We start from the raw sequence: 18,932 nt of genomic DNA, 5'->3' as shown, positions 1-18,932 counted from the left end.
CCCCGCCCGCCCGGCCCGCGGCCCGTCGACCGTGGCCGAGGGCAGCGCGGTGCGGGCGACCATGCGGGTGAACGGGCGGCTGCTCCGGGATCGGCGGGTGCGGGGACTGCTGCTGGCCGGCTGGTTGCCGTCGATGTGCCTGGCGGGGGCGGAGGCGATGATCGTGCCGTATCTCGGCGGTCAGGGGCAGGCGGGCGTGGTGCTGGCGTCGGCCGCCGGCGGGATGGCGGCCGGGGAGTTCGCGGTGGGCAGGTTCGCGGCCCCGGCGCTCAGGGAACGGCTGTCGCTGCCGCTCGCGGTGCTGATCGGCCTGCCGTGGCCGGGCTTCCTGATGGGGCCGGGCGTGGGGTGGGCGGCGGTGCTCGCGGCGGTCGCCGCCGCCGGGCTGTCCTACCAGCTGGGTCTGCAGCGGCGCTTCCTGGAGGCGGTGCCCGAGGAGGTGCGCGGGCAGGCGTTCGGGCTGCAGTCGGCGGGGCTGATGACCGGCCAGGCCGTCGGGGCGGCGCTGATCGGCGCCCTCGGGGAGATGGCAGGCGCCCGGACGGCCATCGCCGCGACGGGTGTCGCCGGCATCCTCGTCGCCCTGGCCCTCCACCGCCACCTCCGCCCGGAGCCGGCCCTGGCGTTGGCCGGCGAGTCGAGCGGGCCGTCAGGGAGGTAGCTCGCCGGAGCCGCGAGGGACGAGGGCCACCGGAAGCCGGACGTGGCTCGCCGGTCCGGTGTCGCCCGACAGCCGGCGGAAGAGGATCTCCGCCGCCGTCCGGCCCATGCCGGCCGGGTCCTGCGCCACCACCGTGACACCCGGCGACAGCAGGTCGGCAAGCTCGAAGTCGTCGAACCCGACCAGGGCCATCCGATGTCCCGCCAGGGCGCGCAGGGCCGTCACCGTGAGGCGGCCGTTGCCGGTGAACAGGGCGGTGGGCGGGTCGTCGAGGGCGAGCATGCGCTCCAGGTCCGCGCGGACGGCCTCCGGTGAAGGGGCTCGCATGGCCACCAGCCGATCGTCGTACAGGACGCCGAGGGCGCGCCGGTAGCCTTCGAGCCGCTGGGCGGCGGTGAAGATCGAGGGCTGGTCCGCCAGAAGGGCGATCCGGCGGTGGCCGTGGGCGAGGAGGTGGCGGGTGGCGAGCGCCGCGCCGCCCGCGTTGTCGCTGAGGACGGTGTCGACGTCCAGGCCGGGGCCGGGCGGGCGGTCGGCGAAGACCGCGGGCGTGCCCGCGTCCAGCTCGGGGCGCAGGTAGGAGTGGTCGTCACCGGCGGGCACCACGATGAGCCCGTCCACCCGGCGGGCGCAGAAGGTGCGTACCAGCTCCCGCTCCCTGGCGGGCTCCTCGCCCGACGACCCGCTGAGCAGCAGGCAGCCGTGGCCCACCACGACGTCCTCGACGGCGCGGCTGAGGCTGGAGTAGAACGGGTCGGCGACGTCCTCGATGACCAGGCCGACAGTCGAGGTCGTGCCTCTGCGCAGCACGCGGGCGCTCTCGTTGCGGCTGTAGCCGAGGCGCTCGATCGCGACGCGCACCCGTTCGGCGGTCGCCGGGTTGACGCCGGGTTCGCCGTTGACGACCCGGGAGACGGTCTTGAGCGCCACTCCCGCGGCCGAGGCGACGTCCTTCATCGTCGGTCTCACTCCTGGATCATTTCCCAAGTAGGACGCGTGGACAACGTTGTCAGCACGTTGTGCGAGAGTGGGTGACCTATGTCGCTGAGATCCGCCTTGCTCGTCGCCGGTTTCGTGCTGGCGGCGCTGAACCTGCGCCCGGCGATCGCGGGCGTCTCCCCGCTGCTCGACGAGATCATGCAGGACGCCGGCCTCACCCCCGCCGCCGGCGGCGCGATCACCACCGTCATGGTGGTCTGCCTGGGCGTGTTCGGGCCGCTCGCGCCGCTGCTCGCGCGCCGTGTCGGGCTCGACCGCACGCTGCTGGCCGGGCTGCTCGTGGTGGCCCTCGGCGTGGTGCTGCGCGCCCTCGACGGCGCGCCCGCGCTCTACGCGGGCTCCGCGATCGCCGCCACGGCCATCGCGGTGATGAACGTCGCCATGCCCGGCATCGTCAAGCAGCACTTCCCGTCACGGGTGAACCTGATGACCGGCGTCTACAGCTCGGCCGTGGTGGCGGGGGCGGCGACGGCGTCCGCGCTGGTCATCCCGCTGGAGCGGGTCACCGGGTACGGGTGGCGGGGCATGTCGGCGCTGATGGCCGTCCCGGCGCTGGCGGCCGCACTGCTGTGGCTGCCGCAGGCGCTCGGGAAACAGGGCGGGCCGCCGAACGGGCCGCGCCCCTTCGGCGCCGTCCTGCGCAGCCGCGTGACCTGGTACGTCACCGCGCTGATGGGCCTGCAGTCGTTCACCTTCTACGTCATGCTGGCCTGGCTGCCGACGATCTTCCTGGACGCGGGCCTGCCCGCCGACCAGGCGGGCTACCTGCTCAGCCTGACGAACCTGGTCCAGGTGGGCGCCACCCTGGCGGTGCCGGTGCTGGCCGGGCGGCGCGCGTCGCAGGTCCCGTACCTGATGGGCGCGGGGGCGCTGACCGTCGCCGGGTACCTGGGCGTGCTGCTGGCCCCGGCGAGCGCGCCCTGGCTGTGGATGGTGGTATTGGGGGTAGGGCAGGGGGCGTCGTTCGCGCTGGCGCTGCTGCTGATCGCGCTGCGCGCGCCCGACCCGGCCTCGGTGACCGCGCTGTCGGCCGTGGCCCAGTCGGTCGGGTACGTGGTGGCGGCGCTGGGGCCGCTGCTGTTCGGGCTCCTCCGGCAGATCTCCGGCGGTTGGACGGCGCCGCTGGTGGCCGGGATGGCCGTGCTGGGCGTGCAGCTCGTGGCTGGCTGGTTCGCTGGACGCCCTGCTACTTTAGGTAAGGCTAACCTATAGAGAAGGGCTTCCGGTGTGCTGACCGAGGTGCTCGAACGCTTGGCCGCCGCACGTGGCGGGGTGCTCGGGATCGTGCCGCGCCTGGTCATCGAGCCCGACGAGAGCTGGACTCCCGCGTCCGAGCTGCTGCGGGAGCCGTCAGGGCTGCTGACCGAGCTGGTCGACAAGACGGCGGCGCGGTGGAACGCGCCGCGCCACGTCGGCGCGGCGCTGTTCTGGAAGACCTACGGGTACTGGCACACGATGCCGCTGGCGCTCGGCTGGGCCCTCGACGGCCGCGTCCCGCTGATGCGGCCGGCCGAGACGTACTTCAAGGAGTCGGAGGCCGGAGTGACGATCGGCGCGTCCGGCGTGAGCTGGGCGTCCGGCGCCGCGGCGATCAGGGGCGCGCTGGCCGAGTCGCAGCAGCCGCTGGTCACGGCGATCAGCCGGCTGGCCAAGGTGGGCGAGCGGATCCTCTGGGGCTCGACGGCCGAGGCGTTCGCCCACCCGCTGACCCACATCGTGCCCGCCGACTACATGGCGCTGCTGCGCGAGCTCGGCCCGCCCGTCGACGGGCTGATCGAGCCCGCACCCGACGGGTTCTTCCGCAGGACCTGCTGCCTGTGGATCACGCTGCCCGGCGTGGAGCCGTGCGGAACCTGCTGCGTCCTCAGGCCACCGCGTCGTCCATAGGGCGCAGCTCGTCGGCGTAGCTCACCGAGACGCGGCGCATCACGCCCGTGTCGTCGATGGAGTACTGGCCGAGCCGCCACAGCGGCGGCGAGTAGGCGTGGATCGAGACGCTGCTGTCCACGGCGCCGGTGAGCCGGTGGATGTGGTCGGGGCCGAACGAGAACGACTGGCCCTCCGAGACCACGGTCTCCAGATGCTCGCCGCCGATGCGCGGGTTGCACTCCCGCAGCGCGCCCTGCACCACGTGGACGGCGCCCGAGGAGATGTCGTGGTCGTGCCAGCCCGTGTCGTCCTCGGGACGCCAGCAGAGCAGCCACACGTCCACGTACGCGTCACGGTAGAGCGAGGCGTAGTGGCGGCCCCCCTCGGCGGGGAAGTCCACCTGGTTCTGCCACTCCGCCGGGTTGGCGGCCAGATCGTTCACCAGGGCGCGCAGCTCGCGGCGGTCGAGCGTGCGCTCGGGGAGCCGGGCGCAGGTGCCCCCGTCCTGGATGTGGGTGGCGCTCATGTACGAGTCTCCTTTCTGCTGAGTAGACGACGGGGGTTGGTGACCCGGATGGCGTGGCCGGCGGCCTCGCCCAGCCCCGGGTCGGGTGCGACGGCGTAAGGGGCGTCGGAGCCGTTGACGACGACGTCGATGCCGAGTTCGCGGACGATCGCGTCGATCGCCCGCGGGCCGTAGGAGGAGGTCTCCACGTAGAAGCCGGGGTCGACCAGGCCGCGGCCGGTGCCGCCCCTGGCGATCAGCCGCTCCGAGTGCAGCGGAGCCAGCCCGGCGAGCAGCGCGAAGCACACGCGCAGCCTCGGGTGCCTGGGCCTGACGACGGCGTGGAAGTAGTGCCAGGAGGCGTGCATCTGCTGGACGTACGGCACCAGCGCGGGCCACCAGGCGGGAGTGCCGGGCGCGCTCGCGGCCGGCCCCGGGTGGACGAACAGCGGCAGGTCCCTGTCGGTGAGCACCTCCAGGAGCCGGTCGTCGGGCACCGCGGTCGCCGGGATCTGCAGGCCGGCGAAGCCCCGGTCGAGGTCCTTGGCCAGCCGGTCGGGGTCGACCTCGCTGTGGCAGGTCGAGGCCCACGCCCGGAACGGTTCAGGCAGGCCGAGCGCGCCCTCGTGGTACGCGTCGAGCAGCGGCCAGGACTCCTCCGGTGGCAGGAACTCGATGCCGAGCGGGCTCGACAGCGAGACCAGCGCCAGTTCGAGGCCGGTGGTGTCGCGCTCGTCGTGGTCGGCCGGGTTCACCTGGTAGGGCGGCTCCCCGTCGAGGATCAGCGTCCAGCCGTCGAGGCGGGGCGGGGACGTGCGGCCGCGCAACGCGTTCACGAACCCGGACGTCCACAGATGCTGATGGACATCGATCGTCACGGCCGCTCACCTCCCTGTATTTCCTACTGGCATAATAGGTTAACAGATCGCCTGAAACGCTCGGACCGTTGGTGAAGCGATTCAGTGATACGGTTCAGTGAACCGCTTCACCTCCATGTTGTCAATGGAGCTGCGGCCTTCTGTCGGTGGCACGCAATAAGCTGGCAGGATGCCTCGCAAGAGAGCGACCATCCGGGAAGTGGCCCAGGCGACCGGCCTGTCGCCAGCCGCCGTCTCCTACGCGCTGCGCGGCCTGCAGGTGTCGGAGGAGACGATGGAACGGGTCCGCGCCGCGGCGGCCGAGCTGGGGTACGAGGCCGACCCCATCGCCAGGGCCCTGGCCAGCGGGCGCACCGGCATGATCGGCCTGCTCTGCGGCTCGCTGGAAGACCTGTGGCAGCAGTCGCTGGCCGTCGGCATCAGCAGGGGCCTGCGGGAGAAGGACCGTTACGCGCTGATCCTCGACGCGGTCGGCGATCCCGCCCGTGAGCGCGCCCTGGCCCAGCAGCTGCGCGACCAGCGGGTCGACGGCATGATCGTGCAGCCGGTCGACCCCGCCGCGCCGTTCTGGCCGGAGCTGTGCGAGTCGCTGCCGGTGGTGTCCATCGGCGACTCGCTGGCGGGCACGGCGGGCGAGGTCGTCTTCGACAACCGGCGCGGCGTCACCCTCGCCCTCGAGCATCTGCGCGACCTCGGCCACCGCCGCGTCACCGTGCTGACCCCGACCATGGTCAGCACCCCCGACCGCCCGGCCGACGTGCACGTCACGGCCGAGGCCGACCGGCTGGGGCTCGACATCGAGGTGGTCACCGCCCTGCACGACCTGACCGTCGCCACCGACGCCGCGCACCACGTGCTGCGCGAGGGCGCGCCCACGGCGGTGTTCTGCTTCGCCGACTCGATCGCCTACGGGGTCTACGCGGCGGCCCGCGAGCTCGGCCTGTCGATCCCCGGCGACATCTCGGTCATGGGGTACGACGACCACCCCATGTCCGGCCTGCTCACTCCCGGGCTGACCACGGTCGACTGGAACATCGACGGCATCGTCAAGGCCGCGGTCCGGCTGGTGTCGGCCGCCGCCGACGGGGGCGCCCGGCGCCGCCGGGTCGTCCAGCAGCCGACCCTCAGGGAGCGCGGTTCGGTCGCCGATCTGAGGTGAGCAGCCCGGCGGCCCTGGCGGCGATCGTCTCTCCGGCGATCTCCAGGGGCTCGGTGCTGCGCAGCGCCCTGCTCAGCACGAACGCGCCCTCCAGCGCGGCCAGCATCGCGACCACCAGCTCGCGCGCCTCCCGCTGCGGGGCCCCGGCCCTGGCGAAGAAGGCGGTGCCGGTGGTGATCCAGTCGGTGAAGACCTCCGCCGTGGCCTGGCGCAGCGGCTCGTTGGTGCTCGCCACCTCCAGGGCCACGGTGGCGATCGGGCAGGCGTCGGCGTAGCCGGTCTCCACGAGGGTCCGGGCCGCTCCGGCGAAGAAGTCGCGGACCCCCGTCACGGGGTCGGGGGCCGCGTCCATGACGGCGGCGAACAGCTGCCCGTACAGGGCGCCCGAGCGGCGGACGACCTCCGCGCCGAGCTGCTCCTTGCCGCCGGGGAAGAAGTGGTAGATCGAGCCGAAGGGGGCGCCCGCCTCGGCCACGATCTGCTTGAGCCCGGTGCCGGTGTACCCCTGTCGCCTGAACAGCCCGGCGCTGGCGTCCATGATGCGGTCCTTGGTCGGTGGCATCCGTCCCCCTTCGTTGGTGGCCGCTACTCTATCGCTAGAGCGATCTATCAAGAGTGGAGGCGGGCGTGCCCGAGATCGAGCTGAGCGCGGGGGTCGTCGAGTACCAGGACACCGGAGGCGACGGGCCCGTCCTCGTCTTCCTGCACGGGCTGACCATCGACTCCACGGTGTGGCGGAAGGTGCTGCCCGAGCTGTCGGGCGCGTACCGGTGCGTGCTGCCGACGCTGCCGCTGGGCAGCCACCGGCGTCCCATGCGCGCCGACGCGGACCTGTCGCTGCGCGGGCTCGCGCTGCTCATGGGGGAGTTCCTGGAGCGGCTCGACCTGCGCGAGGTGACCCTGGTGCTCAACGACTGGGGCGGCGGGCAGGTGCTCATCGCCGAGGGCGGGGCCGAGCGGGTGAGCCGCCTGGTGCTCACCGCCTGCGAGGCGTTCGACAACTACCCGCCGGGGTTGTCGGGGCGGGCCATTGCCGCGGCCGCGAGCATCCCGGGCGGGCTCTGGCTGACCATGCAGCTGCTCCGCCTGCGCGCCATGCGCCGCGCGCCGGGCAGTTGGGGGTGGATGAGCAAGCGGCCCGTCCCCGACGACGTCATGGACGGCTGGTTCCGGCCGGCGACGACCCAGCGGGCGATCCGCCGGGACCTGGGCAAGTACGCCCGCTCCACCCCGCCGAAGGCCGTGCTGCTCGACTGGGCGGAACGGATGCGCACGTTCGACGGCCCCGTCCTGGTCGCCTGGGCGACCGAGGACCGGCTGATGCCCCGCGACCACGGTCGCAGGCTCGCCGAGCTGTTCCCCGACGCCAGGCTGGTGGAGATCGACGACAGCTACACGCTGATCCCGGAGGACCGGCCCGAGGCGCTGGCGGCGGCCATCCGCACGTTCATGCAGACCCCGCCGCGGTGACCCCCTCTCAGGAAGAGGTGAGGGCGCGGCGGGCGTCCTCGATGTCGGACGTGAGCACCCGGTCCGGGGTCGAGATCTGGCGGCGGTGGTACAGGGCGCGGGTGGCGGCCACCCGCTCGCAGGCCAGCACGATCTCCAGCGGCTCCAGGCAGCGCAGCGCGTACCTGGCGGCCTGGGTGGCGAAGCTCGCGTGGTCCTCGGTGCCCCGGGAGATCACGGCCGTACCGGTCGTGACCGGCGCGGCGAGGTGGCGCAGCTCGGCGAGCGCGTCCTGGGCGACGTACTCCAGGATCATCGCCCCCGACCCGCCAGGACTGGCCGCCAGGAACGGCAGCAGCCCGGTGTACGACGGCTCCATGAGCGTGGCCAGCCGGGCCGTGCTGAGCTGGGCCGTCTGCGCCAGCGCCGCACGCAGCGCGTCGAGTGCGAGCGCCACCGGCGCCGCGTGGAAGTTGCCGTTGTGCCAGGCCAGCCCATCGGCGATGAGCGGGTTCTCGGTGGCGGCGTTCACGTCGGTCTCGACCACGTCGCGCGCCCGGTCGAGGGTGTCCAGCGCCGCGCCGTGCACCTGGGCGAACGCGCGGTAGCCGTACGGGTCCTGGACGCGCGGGGACGGCTCGTGCGCGATCAGGCCGCGCAGCCGGGCCGCCGTGGCAGCCTGCCCGGAGTGCGGACGCGCCTCCTGGACGACCGCGGCCAGCGGCTCCGCTGACGCGTCGACGGCCGCGAAGCTGAACGCGGCGACGTCCACCGCCGCCTCCAGCAACCTGCGCAGCCGGTGGCAGGCCAGCGCCGAGTCGGCCAGCGTCGCGGCGCCCGAGCTGATGAAGGGCAGCGCGTCGCGGGAGGCCAGCGGGTACCGCGGCCCGGCCGCACCCGGCGACGGCGCGTTCCAGGGCAGCTCGCCGAGCAGGCACAGCGCCGTGGTGGCCAGGGCGGTGAGGTCGCCTGTGCCGATCGCGCCGTACGTCCTGATCGGCGGGGTGAAGCCGCCGTTGATGGCGTCGGCGAGGACGGGCAGCACGCCCGGGTCCACGCCGGAGCCGCCCGCGAGGAGCTGGTTCAGCCGGACGACCAGCATCGCCCTGGCGCGCCCGGGTTCGACCGGCGCGCCCGCGCCGCCCGCGTGGCTGCGCAGCAGATCGAACCCGCCGTCCTCGACGTCGGTGTCCTTGTTGGCGCCGACCCCGGTGCTCTGCCCGTACACGGGGCCCCTCAGCTCCTGGGCCGCGCCCCACGCCGCCCGGGCCCGATCCAGGGACGAGATCGTGACCCGGGCATCGTCGTAACCGACCTCGTGGATCTGCGCGCATGTCAGGCCGGCGCCGTCGAGCTTCATGAGTGTTCAGTCGTTGTCGGGGATGAACAGGCCCAGCAGCCAGCTCACCACGCTGATGATGATCGCGCCCCAGAAGGCGGCAGGGTAGAAGTTGTCGACACGGAAGGGGACGCTGAACTGGCCGGCGATCCAGCTCGTCAACAGCAGCATGGCCGCGTTGATCACAAGGAGGAACAGGCCGAGCGTGAGGACGATGAGCGCACAGCCGAGGGTCTTGACGATCGGCTTCACGATGGCGTTGATGACACCGAAGATCAGCGCCACGATGAGCAGCGTGCCCCAGTACTTGGGGGAGTTCTGGGCGGTGTTGACGGCGATGCCGGGGACGAACTGGATGGCCACCCACAGGGCGACCGCAGCCGCCAGCAATCTGATGATGAATCTCACGCTGCTTGATACTCCCATTACCGCTCGGGGTTCCGGTAGGGGTGCGGTGCCCGGGAAGAGGGATCGTTCTGGCGTTATCTGGGGCGGTATTGAGGGAACAGGGGTGCAAGGAGGAAGTGCGATGGACGCCAAGGAGTTCGAGTCGCTGCCGGCGAGCGAACTGCACGACCGGGCGGTGCGCTACGCCGTGCACCACGGGGACTTCGGGTTCCTGTGGAATCTGCTGAAGGTGATCCCGGCCGCCGAGGCCGCGAGCGGTCACGACACAGAGACGGCGAACGACCTGACCCGCGTGTCCGCGCTGCTCAGCGACGCCATCGCCGCCGGCGAGGGCGATCTCGGTGAGGCCCTGCGCCCCATCTACATCGAGTATCTGAGCAAGCACCCTGACGCCTAACCCGCCAGGCGGGCCTCCGCCCCGCCGTACATCGCGAAACCTGGCGTGCTGAACTCCTGTCCGTCCCGGCCGACGATCAGTGTCTCGTACGGTTCCGTCAACTCCATGGCGAAGCGCCTGCCCAGGGCCGGGCCCATGGCGTAGACGGCTGTCGCGTAGGCGTCGGCGATGCCCAGGTCGGGGCCGATCACGGTGACCGAGCTCAGCGCGTCCTGGAGCTCGCCGGTGCGCGGGTCCACGATCTTCGCGTCACCCGAGGTGGCGATGCCCAGGTCGTGGCCGAAGACGACCTTGCGCACCAGGCCGGTGCGCGGGTCGCGGACGCCGACCCGCCAGCGCTTGCCCGGAGTGGCCGAGCCGCGCACCCTGATGTCGCCGCCTGCGTTGATCCGGTGGTCGACGGCCCCGGCTTGGGTGAGCGCGCGCGACAGCCGTTCCAGCGCCCACCCCTTGATGTAGCCCGACGGATCGATGACGCCGCCGATCCGCGCCTCGAACCAGCCGCCCGTGGCGACGCTCAGCTCGTCGCAGCGGTGCAGCACCTCGATGAGCTCGGGGATCTGCTCGATGGTCTGGCCCCGGTTGAGGCGTGCGATCTGGCTGTTCTCCCTGCTCGGGTTGAAGGTGGCGTCCACCCAGCGCAGCCAGGCGAAGGCGTTGTCGAGCAGGGGGGTCAGCTCCCGGGGCGGCAGGGCCGTGCGGATGTCCACGCTTACGGGCCTGCCCATGACCATCTCCACACGGGCGCTTCCGGGGAAAGTCATCACCTTTGCCTCCTCTTCCGCAGCCACCGTCCCACGGGCCGCGTAATGGCGGGTTAAACCCTTTGTCCTGGGTTGTCATGGAACAGGAGACTAAGGTAACGATAGGTTAAAGTTTTTGTACAGGTTTGGTATGAATCTGCGTGGCGGGCACGGAGAGTCGCGACAAGGCTCCACGGACGTACCGCCGGAACGGCCGCGGCCCCGCGACCAGCACCTCGCGCCGGGCGATGTCGGGAACCTGCCTGCGCAGGCCCGACGCGCTCAGCCGTTCCTTGGCCCGAGGGTCGTGCTCCTGGCCGACGACCAGCACCAGACCGTGCCTGGCCGCCAGCTCGCGCAGCTCGGGGGTGGCGGCGTCGGTGCGGTAGACGACCACCAGGTCCTCGCGCGAGACGAGCAGCTCCCGCAGTCTCGCAGGGGCCAGGCCCGTCGCGACGAGCAGGGCGCCGCTCGTGGCGGGGACGGTGTGGCTCCAGACGGCCATCACGGCCGCCATGCCGTACAGAAGGAGGGAGCCGGTGCGGCTGAGGCTGGTCACGTACGCGGTCGAGCTGAACTGGTGTGCGAGCAGCAGCCCGCCTGCGAGGTAACCGCCGAGCCGCAGCCGCTGCCTGGCCTGCTCGGACCTGAACAGGTCCGCCGCCCTGACCAACAGCAGGCCGAGCACGACGAGCAGCGCCGCGACGGCGTACGCCGTGGGACGCCACGGGTAACCGAATCCCGGCTGGATCGCCCCGAACTCCGCGACCGCGACGCCGCACCAGAAGAGGATGGGCCACTGATTCGTCTTCGCCTCGCTAGCCATGCCTTCGACGATGCGTGCCGAACATGAGAGCCGTCTGAGTAAGGTCTGAAACATGGCTAACGTGCGTGTTGAGCGGACCGAAGACGGCGGATTCCGGGCGACCAACGCCCGAGGTGCGGAGGTGCAGATCGGGGGCGGCGACCAGGACGGCGTCTTCACCCCGGTCGAGCTGTTGCTGGCGGCGGTGGGCGGGTGCAACATCGTGACCGTCGAACCCCTCACGGCAAAGCGCGGGCATCAGCTCGTCCGCCTGGCGATGACCGTCGCGTCGGAGAAGGTCGAGCCGAACCTGCTCGGGCCTGTCACCGTGACCTACGACGTGGAGGTCCCGTCCGAGGAGGCCGACGAGGTCTTCAGGGCGGTGGCGGAGCGCGTCCATGAGAAGTACTGCACGGTCAGCCGGTCCCTTCAGGAAGGGACGGAGGTCCGTTTGGAGGTTCCGTAGCCGGATTAGGCCGACATTCGACCCGGTTATGACGCGTCCGTTGCATTCCTCTCGGTAGTGTCGAAGCAGGTCAAGAGACCGATGAGCTCTTTGTCGAAGCGGACGCGGAGGGGGACCGTCGTCTGCAGTGCGGGGCCGCCGATGTTTTTGGGGGAAGACATCGGCCTGGACCGCCGTCGGTCGGGGCCGGGCAGGTTTGGGGGAACTGCCCGGCCCTGACTCATGTCCACCGCCAGACCGCCGGACCTTCTCGTGGGGGTGGCGCGGGGGCGCTTCGGGTGAGCCCTGCTTTCACCCGTTCTGGGGACTCTCGCTCCAAATCATGCGTATTGTTCGGTTACGTGACAAAGGTCCTTATTGATTGCGATCCGGGCATCGACGACGCGCTGGCTCTGGCGCTCCTGGCCGGGTCCTCCCTGGAGCTGGTCGGCATCACCACCGTCGGCGGCAACGTCGACCTCGCGCTGACCACCGCGAACGCGCTGTCGCTCAGGGAGTTCCTCGACCTCGGCGACGTCCCGGTCACTCCCGGCAGCGCCGGCGCTCTGGTCCGGCAGACCGTCCGGGCGGCGCACGTGCACGGCGTCTCCGGCCTCGGCGAGGCCGTCCTGCCGCCCGCCGTCCGTCCCGTCGCGGACGGGCACGCCGTGGACTTCATCGTGAACACGCTCAGAGCCGCGCCCGGCGAGATCACGCTCGTGGCCACGGGCCCGCTGACGAACATCGCCCTCGCCGTGCGCCGCGAGCCCCGCATCGTCGAGTGGGCCCGCGACTTCGTCATCATGGGCGGCTCGTACACCCGCGGCAACCACAACCCGGCGGCCGAGTTCAACATGCTGGCCGACCCCGAGGCGGCCGCGGTCGCCTTCGACGCCGGCTGGACGGTCAAGATGCTCGGCCTGGACGTGACCCTGAAGGCCGTGGTCACCCGCGCCGTCCTGGACCGCATGCGCCCGCTGGGCCGCCTCGCCGACTTCCTGGTCCCGGCGGCGGGCTTCTACGGGACGATCACGGAGGACAGCGGCCCGGCCATCCACGACGCCTGCGCGGTGGCGTACGTGATGGACCCGACGCTGTTCGGCTGCGCCCCGGCGGTGGTCAACGTGGAGACGACCGGCACGTACACGTCCGGCATGACGGTCACGGACTTCAAGGTGCCCGGCGGCCGGCCGAACGCCCTGGTGGCGACCTCCGTGGACGTTGAACGCTTCTGGGAGCTGGTGTTGGGGGCGTACGAGAAGCTGGCTGAGCGTCTCGGCTGATGTGCAAGGGAGTGTGCGGTGGCTGCTACAGTTATTCCTGTCGCAAGCGCCGCTAGCTCAGTTGGTTAGAGCAGCTGACTCTTAATCAGCGGGTCCGGGGTTCGAGTCCCTGGCGGCGCACAGACAGAAAGCCCAGGCCGGTACTCCCGGCCCGGGCTTTCTCTATTTCGGCTGCGGGAGAGCAGTTGGCGTCGGGAAAGGTGTGGTCGCAGTCTCCGCAACGCGCTCCATTCACGTGGACATTATCGATAACTGATCCGAGCTGTTGTCCATGAAAGTTCGGCCCGAAAGAATGCGGGCTCTATGGTGTCTGCGCAGCTCAAGGCAGGTTTCGCGATAAATCCTGATGCATTCCTATGGGGCCGCGCTACCCTTACTCCAAGGGCTGGCATCTCCGGTGGAGCGGGTGTGATGGACGAGCGGCGGATGGTGCGGATCTCCAAGTACCTGGCCAAGCACCTGCGGCACCAGCCGGAACGGATCGGCATCACCCTCGACGCCCACGGCTGGGTGGAGGTGGAGGCGCTGCTCGCGGCGGCGGCCGAGCACGGGTTCACGATCTCCCGCGCCGAACTGGACCAGGTCGTCGCCGGCAACGACAAGCGCCGGTACGTCATCGAGGACGGGATGATCAGGGCCAGCCAGGGCCATTCGGTCCGCGTCGACCTGGAGTTGCCGCCCGCCGACCCGCCGGAGTATCTGTACCACGGGACCGTGCCCAGAAGCCTGGCCGCGATCCGGGCGGAGGGGCTGCGGCCGATGAACCGCCACCACGTCCACCTGTCGCCGGACCGCGAGACCGCCACCCGGGTCGGAGCCCGCCGCGGCACCCCGGTCGTCCTGGCGGTGCACGCCGGGGAGATGCACCGGGCCGGGCACCGGTTCCACCTCAGCGCCAACGGCGTCTGGCTGGCCGACCACGTCCCGCCCGCCTACATCCGCTTCCCGGGCTGACCCGCGCCCCGAGGCGCCGTTCACCCGCTGGGAACGCTCGCCTGTGCCCGAACCCGGGTGGTCGCGCGGAATGTCGGCGCCTGACCTCCTCCCCGCCTGAAGACGGGGTTTCCACGCTCGAGGAGTCTCGATGAGTGCATATCCAGTAGGTGAGACCGCGCTGGTGGTCAACGTTCCCGCCGCCGAGCCGGTGGTGGCGTCGTGGCGCGAGCGCTACGACCGCTCGGCCGCGTACGGCGTCTGCGCCCATGTCACCGTGCTCGTCCCGTTCCTGCACCGCGACCGGCTCGACGACGCGGTCATGGCCGACCTGCGAGAGCTGTTCGCCGCACGGGAACCGTTCGACGTCAGGTTCGAGCGGACCGCCCGGTTCCCGGGCCTGCTCTACCTCGCGCCCCAGCCCGACACCCCGCTACGGGAGCTCACCGACATGGTGGTGCGGCGCTGGCCGGAAGCCCCGCCGTACGGCGGGAAGTACGACGAGGTCGTCCCGCACCTGACGGTCGCCGACACCGACGACGCGGACACACTGGCGGCGATCGAGGCCGCCCTGACGCTCCCGGTCACCGCACGCGTGTCCGGCGTGACCCTGCTGGTCTTCGACGGTACGGCCTGGCGGGCGGAGGCGTTCTTCCCACTCGGTGAACTGCCGCCCACGGAGTTCGCCTTCCCCGGCCCGCTCCGCGACAAGCTGGTAGCGGCGATCCTGAGCGGCGAGAAGACGGCGACCACGGGGTTGCTGGCCGACTACGAGCACTCCGGCGATCCGCTGCCGTCGGCCGGGCAGTGGTCCGCGGTCCTCGACTCGAACGGCCGGCCCGTCGCGCTGATCGAGTCGGTCGAGGTGCGGGTGCTGCCCATCAGGGCCGTCGACGACGCGTTCGCCCAGGCCGAAGGCGAGGGATACGCCACGGCCGCCGAGTGGCGGGCCGGGCACGAGCGGTTCTGGCAGGGCCCCGAGATGACCGCCTTTCTCGGCCACACTCCGGTGATCGACGACGACACGCTCGTGGTGACGGAGCGCTTCCGCGTCCTCGAACAGTTCTAGCAGCGTGGAGCTGGTCACCAGCCCTGGGTGCGGAGGAATCTGGCGCAGGCGGTGGTCCACTCGCCGACGGCTGGATCGGCCTCGGCCAGGCCCAGCCCGTGCCTGCCGTTCGGATACACGTGCAGCTCGACCGGGACCTGGTGGGCCGCCAGTGCCGAGGCCAGGAGCAGTGAGTTGTCGACAGGGACCACGGCGTCGTCGGCGGTGTGCCAGAGGAACACGGGCGGGGTGGCCGGGCCGGCCCGGTGCTGGAGCGACAGCTCCGCGAGTTGCGCCCCCGCCGGTTCCGGGCCGAGGAGGTTCGTGACGGACCCCTGGTGGGCGGGCGCACCGCTGAGCGTGACCACCGGGTAGCACAGGACGGCCACACCGGGCCGCGCGTCCTGGCGGTCGATGTCGTCGTGGGGGCCTTCGGGCAGCATGGCGGCGGTCTCGGTGGCGAGCAGCCCGGCCAGGTGGCCGCCGGCGGAGAAGCCGAGCACGCCTACGCGAAGCGGGTCCACTCCCCACTCGGACGCGTGGTGCCGGACGAACCGCATCGCCCTGGCGGCGTCCAGCAGCGGCAGCGGATGGCGGTGCGGCGCGACCCGGTAACGCAGGACGAACGCGGCGATGCCGAGCGTGTTGAGCCAGCGGGCGACCGACTCCCCTTCGTGGTCGGCCTGCCTGGCGTACCCGCCGCCGGGCAGCACCACGATCGCGGGCCCGCCCCCCTCCACCGGGTAGGCGGTAAGCGTCGCCGGAGTCGGCACGTGCCACAACTGGTGCTCGGTCATCTCTTCCCTCCGGTCCTGGCGATCAGGAAACGGCGCTCACCCTACCTCCAGGGGGTTCGCGGGCAATCGCGTGGCTGCCCATATCTGCTGAAGGGGCCGCGCATCAGACCCGAACCGGCATCGGCGCGGGCACACCGGTCCATCAGGTGGTCGTCAGGTCGCGTTGCATCAGGGACGTGTCGATCCACCGGTCGTGCTTGTGCCCCACACCCGTGAGGCGGCCTGCCGGGGTGAAGCCGAAGTGACGGTGCAGGGCCTCCGAGGCGCCGCTGCCGGTGTCGGCGATCACCGCGATGACCTGCCGCGCGTCCGTCTTCCCCAGGTCGGTCAGCAGTGCGCCGAGCAGGAGCCTGCCCAGCCCGCGGCCGGTGCGGCCGGGCGCGAGGTAGATGGTGTCCTCGACAGTGTGCCGGTAGGCCGGTCTGGGACGCCACGGCCCGGCGTACGCGTACCCGGCCACCTCGTCGCCCTCCGCCGCGACCAGGAACGGCAGGCCCCGGCCGGTCAGCTCGTCCAGCCGCCGCCGCCAGTCGCCGACGGTGGGCGGGATCTCCTCGAAGGTGGCGACGCTGTGGACGACATAGTGCTCGTAGATCGCGGCCACGGCCGGCAGGTCAGCGGCCGTCACGGGACGGACCACCGTCTCGGGAGACGACATGGACGGCTCCTTGCGCCGCGCTCAGAGCACCGGCGGGTCGAAGTCGAAGTCGAGGCGACGGGCCTCGCGGGCGACCTTGACGTCGGGGTGGTCGGTGCCGAGCTGGCGTTCGTAGCGGGTGAGCGTGTCGGCCTGGAGCCGGTGCGCCTCCTCCTCCCGGCCCAGCGCCAGGAGGTCGACCACCAGGTTGGCGGCCCCGGCCAGGGTCAGCGGGTGGTCGGCGCCGAGGACGTTGCGCAGGCTTTCGAGCGTGCTGGCGCCCAGCTCGCGGGCCTCCTCGGTGTCGCCGAGCGCCGCCAGGTCGCTCGCCAGGTTGATGGCGCAGGTGAGCGTGTAGTGGTGCTCGCGGGTCAGCCTGCCGTCGAGGCCGCGCAGGGCCCGCCTGTCGATCTCCAGGGCCCGCTCCAGCTGGCCGTTCACCCGCAGGAGCAGGGCCAGGTTGGTGTCGCAGCCGTACTTGAAGGGGTGGTCGTCGCCGTACATCTGCGGGTAGCGGGGGGTCATGTCCTCCAGGAGTTCGAGGGCCTCGGTCACCTGGCCGGCGGCGCGCTGGGCGTTGGCCAGGCAGAGGGCGGCGGCGAGGGTGTCGGGGTGGCTGACGCCGCCGTTCCGCTTCTGCGCGTCGAAGGTGTGGTCGGCCAGATCGAGCGCCTCCTCGAGCTGGCCGTTGCGGCGGCGGGCGATCGAGAGGTCCTTGGCGACGCGGAGGGTCCACGGATGCTCGGAGTTGAGCTGCTCCACGCCGTACTCGAAGGCGTCCTCGCCGATGTCGCAGGCCCTGCGGTAGTCGCCGTTGAGCCGGACGATCCGGGCCAGCCCGTTCCAGGACGACAGCACGTTCTGCGCGCTCGACCCCGACCCGGCCTGCCGCTGGTACATGAACGTCTCGGCCTGCAGCTCGCGGGCCTTGGCGTAGTCGCCGAGCAGCAGGTAGTCGAGGGCCAGGTTGTTCATCGCCCGGAGAGTCCGCCGGTGGGTGGGGCCGAACTTGGCCTGGTGCCTGCGCAAGGAGTCCTGGTCGTGCTCGAAGGCCAGTGCGAACTCGCCGCGGAAACGCAGGTCGGCGCCGTGGCTGTTGATGAGCAGCAGGGTCTCCTCGTGGTCCTCGCCGAGGACCTGCCGCATCCGGGCGGCGGTGCGCTGGTTCAGCTCGTACGACTCCTGGATCTCGCCCAGCTCGCGGATGACGATCGCCTGGTGCCGCTGGGCCGACAGGACGTACTGGTCGTCGTCGCCGCTGACCGCCTGCCAGCGCTCGATGAACTGCTCGACCAGCTGCCGGGCGGACCTGAAGTCGCCGGACGAGTACAGGTAGCGGACGACGTTCAGCGCGAAGTGCCTGATGCGCGGGTCGGCGCTCTGCACGACCCGAGACGGGCTGATGTGCCCGAGCAGCGCCTGGTAGCGCGGCCATGCGGCGTTGTCGTCGGGATTCTCCTCGGCCACGGCGGCGGCGAGCAGGGTGTGCACCTCGCGCCGGAACGCGGCCCGCTCGGGCTCCGGCAGCTCGTCGCGCAGCAGCGCCTGGACGAGCCGGTGCACGGTGATCGTGCGCGTCTCGGAGTCGATGCGGACGAGCGCGTACCGGCCGAGCTCGCGGATGGCGGGGATCATCCGGATCGGGTCGCCCAGCATGCCGGCCAGCCTCGACCCGCCCGCGAAGTCTTCGGGGAGCCGGTCGAGCAGGTCGCGCGGAATCGGCTCGGGGCCGAAGAACGCGCAGCAGCGCAGCAGCTCGACCGCGTCGGGCGAGCGCTCCATGAGCTGCGACACCGACAGCGCCCACGCCGCCGTCATGGACATCGGGTAGTCGGACGGCTTGCTCGTGCCCAGCAGCCGGGTGGTCTCGTTCTCCAGCAGCCGCAGGTACTGGTCGACGGGCATGCCGGTCTCGACCTGGAGCGCGCCCGCGTGTTCGAGCGCCAGCGGCAGGTCGCCGAGCGCCTCGGCGAGGCGGTGCGCGTCGGGCTCCGTGATGCCCCTGGGGACGCGTTTCATCAGGAACGCGACGCTCTCCTCGCGCCGGAACACGTCGACGACGATCGTGTCGACGACGCTCTGCCAGCCCTGGTCGCGCGAGGTGAGCAGGACGTGCCCGGAGCCGCGGGGGATGACGGCGTTGACGTCCTCCGGCTCGTTGGCGTTGTCGAAGATGAGCAGCCAGCGCTTGTACGGCTCGCCGCGCCGCAGCGCGTCGAGCACGGCGTCGACCGCCTCGTCGACGCCCGCCGAGGCCGCGATGGGCAGGTTCAGCTCGCGCGCGAGCCCGGCCAGCGAGGACTTCACGAGCACCGACTGGTCGGCGGGAATCCACCACACCACGTCGTATTCGTGCCTGAAGCGGTGCGCGTATTCGATGGCGAGCTGCGTCTTGCCGACACCGCCCAGCCCGTGCAGGGCGTGCGGGACGACGGCGGTGACGTCAGATCTGAGGCCGGAATGCAACTTGTCGAGGAGGTCTTCGCGACCGGTGAAGTTCTTGTTCTGCTGCGGGACTTTGCCCCATATTGAGGGCACTCGCCCAGAATCCTGGGAAGAGCTCGTCACAGACACGCT

General features: G+C 71.5%; 20 protein-coding genes, 1 tRNA gene and 1 pseudogene. 11 read left to right on the top strand and 11 right to left on the bottom strand.

The features are described from left to right. Positions 1-661, top strand: a pseudogene (locus tag ABZ297_RS23580) (MFS transporter); the annotation flags it as partial. Here ABZ297_RS23580 and ABZ297_RS23575 read toward each other — a convergent pair. After that, positions 650-1,618, bottom strand: a complete 969-nt coding sequence (locus ABZ297_RS23575) for a LacI family DNA-binding transcriptional regulator (RefSeq protein WP_355349922.1) — start codon at positions 1,616-1,618, stop codon at positions 650-652. The pseudogene ABZ297_RS23580 and the gene ABZ297_RS23575 overlap by 12 nt on opposite strands. 81 nt (positions 1,619-1,699) lie before the next feature. Between ABZ297_RS23575 and ABZ297_RS23570 the strand changes: the two genes are divergently transcribed. Continuing rightward, a complete protein-coding gene (locus tag ABZ297_RS23570) occupies positions 1,700-2,872 on the top strand; it encodes an MFS transporter (protein WP_355349919.1) in 1,173 nt (390 codons plus the stop codon). Positions 2,873-2,899: 27 nt separating this feature from the next. Next, positions 2,900-3,547 (top strand): (2Fe-2S)-binding protein, encoded by a 648-nt coding sequence (locus ABZ297_RS23565; RefSeq protein ID WP_355349916.1) that lies wholly within the window; start codon positions 2,900-2,902, stop codon positions 3,545-3,547. Here ABZ297_RS23565 and ABZ297_RS23560 read toward each other — a convergent pair. Together ABZ297_RS23560 and ABZ297_RS23555 are read right to left on the bottom strand one after the other, a co-directional pair. Continuing rightward, entirely contained in the window at positions 3,525-4,055 is a 531-nt protein-coding gene (locus ABZ297_RS23560) for a cysteine dioxygenase family protein (protein WP_355349912.1), read from the bottom strand. The two genes, ABZ297_RS23565 and ABZ297_RS23560, sit on opposite strands and share 23 nt — an antisense overlap. Beyond that, the gene (locus ABZ297_RS23555) at positions 4,052-4,912 is read right to left on the bottom strand and encodes an amidohydrolase (RefSeq protein ID WP_355349909.1); all 861 of its coding nucleotides are present in this window, start codon (positions 4,910-4,912) and stop codon (positions 4,052-4,054) included. The genes ABZ297_RS23560 and ABZ297_RS23555 overlap by 4 nt, the downstream gene beginning before the upstream one ends. A 169-nt stretch (positions 4,913-5,081) precedes the next feature. Here ABZ297_RS23555 and ABZ297_RS23550 point away from each other — a divergent pair, with 169 nt between their 5' ends. Continuing rightward, a complete protein-coding gene (locus ABZ297_RS23550; RefSeq protein ID WP_355349906.1) occupies positions 5,082-6,071 on the top strand; it encodes a LacI family DNA-binding transcriptional regulator in 990 nt (329 codons plus the stop codon). On the opposite strand, the gene ABZ297_RS23545 is transcribed toward ABZ297_RS23550, so the two are convergent. Beyond that, positions 6,037-6,633 (bottom strand): TetR/AcrR family transcriptional regulator, encoded by a 597-nt coding sequence (locus ABZ297_RS23545; RefSeq protein WP_355349903.1) that lies wholly within the window; start codon positions 6,631-6,633, stop codon positions 6,037-6,039. The genes ABZ297_RS23550 and ABZ297_RS23545 overlap by 35 nt on opposite strands. A 65-nt stretch (positions 6,634-6,698) precedes the next feature. On the opposite strand from ABZ297_RS23545, the gene ABZ297_RS23540 reads away from it, so the two are divergent. Beyond that, complete coding sequence (locus ABZ297_RS23540) at positions 6,699-7,541, top strand: alpha/beta hydrolase (protein WP_355349900.1); 843 nt, start codon at positions 6,699-6,701, stop codon at positions 7,539-7,541. 7 nt (positions 7,542-7,548) lie between these two features. On the opposite strand, the gene ABZ297_RS23535 is transcribed toward ABZ297_RS23540, so the two are convergent. After that, positions 7,549-8,880: an aromatic amino acid ammonia-lyase gene (locus ABZ297_RS23535; RefSeq protein ID WP_355349897.1), complete on the bottom strand. Its 1,332-nt coding sequence runs from the start codon at positions 8,878-8,880 to the stop codon at positions 7,549-7,551. Between the two features lie 6 nt (positions 8,881-8,886). After that, a complete protein-coding gene (locus ABZ297_RS23530; RefSeq protein ID WP_355349894.1) occupies positions 8,887-9,267 on the bottom strand; it encodes a phage holin family protein in 381 nt (126 codons plus the stop codon). Positions 9,268-9,388: 121 nt separating this feature from the next. On the opposite strand from ABZ297_RS23530, the gene ABZ297_RS23525 reads away from it, so the two are divergent. Further along, the gene (locus tag ABZ297_RS23525) at positions 9,389-9,664 is read left to right on the top strand and encodes a hypothetical protein (protein ID WP_355349891.1); all 276 of its coding nucleotides are present in this window, start codon (positions 9,389-9,391) and stop codon (positions 9,662-9,664) included. Here the strand turns inward: ABZ297_RS23525 and ABZ297_RS23520 are convergent. Then, on the bottom strand, positions 9,661-10,428 hold the full coding sequence (locus tag ABZ297_RS23520; RefSeq protein ID WP_355349888.1) for an FAD:protein FMN transferase: 768 nt from the start codon (positions 10,426-10,428) through the stop codon (positions 9,661-9,663). The two genes, ABZ297_RS23525 and ABZ297_RS23520, sit on opposite strands and share 4 nt — an antisense overlap. 106 nt (positions 10,429-10,534) lie before the next feature. Continuing rightward, a complete protein-coding gene (locus ABZ297_RS23515) occupies positions 10,535-11,233 on the bottom strand; it encodes a hypothetical protein (RefSeq protein WP_355349885.1) in 699 nt (232 codons plus the stop codon). Positions 11,234-11,285: 52 nt separating this feature from the next. Between ABZ297_RS23515 and ABZ297_RS23510 the strand changes: the two genes are divergently transcribed. The 5 genes from ABZ297_RS23510 (at position 11,286) to ABZ297_RS23490 (ending at position 14,942) form a co-directional block, all read left to right on the top strand. After that, positions 11,286-11,678 carry an OsmC family protein gene (locus ABZ297_RS23510; protein WP_355349882.1) on the top strand — a complete coding sequence of 131 codons (393 nt, stop codon included), beginning with the start codon at positions 11,286-11,288 and terminating at the stop codon, positions 11,676-11,678. Between the two features lie 341 nt (positions 11,679-12,019). Continuing rightward, complete coding sequence (locus ABZ297_RS23505; RefSeq protein ID WP_355349879.1) at positions 12,020-12,940, top strand: nucleoside hydrolase; 921 nt, start codon at positions 12,020-12,022, stop codon at positions 12,938-12,940. A gap of 46 nt (positions 12,941-12,986) precedes the next feature. Continuing rightward, positions 12,987-13,060 (top strand) — tRNA-Lys (locus tag ABZ297_RS23500). A 291-nt stretch (positions 13,061-13,351) separates the two neighbouring features. Next, positions 13,352-13,894 carry an RNA 2'-phosphotransferase gene (locus ABZ297_RS23495; protein ID WP_355349876.1) on the top strand — a complete coding sequence of 181 codons (543 nt, stop codon included), beginning with the start codon at positions 13,352-13,354 and terminating at the stop codon, positions 13,892-13,894. A gap of 130 nt (positions 13,895-14,024) precedes the next feature. After that, positions 14,025-14,942 carry a 2'-5' RNA ligase family protein gene (locus ABZ297_RS23490; RefSeq protein WP_355349873.1) on the top strand — a complete coding sequence of 306 codons (918 nt, stop codon included), beginning with the start codon at positions 14,025-14,027 and terminating at the stop codon, positions 14,940-14,942. 14 nt (positions 14,943-14,956) lie between these two features. Here ABZ297_RS23490 and ABZ297_RS23485 read toward each other — a convergent pair whose 3' ends face one another. From ABZ297_RS23485 to fxsT, 3 genes are all read right to left on the bottom strand, one after another. Next, positions 14,957-15,718 carry an alpha/beta hydrolase gene (locus tag ABZ297_RS23485; protein WP_355349870.1) on the bottom strand — a complete coding sequence of 254 codons (762 nt, stop codon included), beginning with the start codon at positions 15,716-15,718 and terminating at the stop codon, positions 14,957-14,959. Positions 15,719-15,860: 142 nt separating this feature from the next. Continuing rightward, positions 15,861-16,376, bottom strand: a complete 516-nt coding sequence (locus tag ABZ297_RS23480) for an N-acetyltransferase family protein (RefSeq protein ID WP_355349867.1) — start codon at positions 16,374-16,376, stop codon at positions 15,861-15,863. Positions 16,377-16,397: 21 nt separating this feature from the next. Beyond that, positions 16,398-18,893 carry an FxSxx-COOH system tetratricopeptide repeat protein gene (fxsT, locus tag ABZ297_RS23475; RefSeq protein WP_355349864.1) on the bottom strand — a complete coding sequence of 832 codons (2,496 nt, stop codon included), beginning with the start codon at positions 18,891-18,893 and terminating at the stop codon, positions 16,398-16,400. Between the last annotated feature and the right edge of the window lie 39 nt (positions 18,894-18,932).

Origin of the sequence: Nonomuraea sp. NPDC005983 (assembly GCF_040614375.1) — a bacterium.
Taxonomy (GTDB): domain Bacteria; phylum Actinomycetota; class Actinomycetes; order Streptosporangiales; family Streptosporangiaceae; genus Nonomuraea.
This window is presented reverse-complemented; position numbering and strand designations above follow the sequence as displayed.